Origin of the sequence: Tritonibacter sp. SIMBA_163, assembly GCF_046535935.1 — a bacterium.
GTDB lineage: Bacteria > Pseudomonadota > Alphaproteobacteria > Rhodobacterales > Rhodobacteraceae > Epibacterium > Epibacterium scottomollicae.
In genome coordinates this window covers 1-265 of record NZ_JAWJBP010000594.1, presented here as the reverse complement: position 1 = coordinate 265, position 265 = coordinate 1, and the positions used below count along the sequence as shown (strand labels likewise).

Annotated in this window: 1 protein-coding gene; it reads left to right on the top strand. The window is 63.4% G+C overall.

The features are described 5' to 3' along the window. The coding region (locus R0J92_RS23685) for a multicopper oxidase domain-containing protein (RefSeq protein ID WP_411053476.1) at positions 1-265 on the top strand (265 nt) is incomplete at both ends.

Below are 265 nucleotides of genomic sequence, written 5' to 3'. Positions count from 1 at the left end.
GATCCCCGAGCCGGTCGTGCGCGAAATGGCGCCGGGCATGAAGGCAAATCTGTGGGGCTACAACGGCCAGGCGCCTGGCCCGACCATCGAGGCCGTGGAAGGCGACAAGGTCCGCATCTTCGTGACCAACAAGCTGCCGGAACACACGACCGTTCACTGGCACGGGATGCTGCTGCCGTGCGGAATGGACGGCGTCGGCGGTCTGACGCAACCGCATATTCCGCCTGGCAAGACGTTCGTCTACGAGTTTCAGCTCGAGAAACAC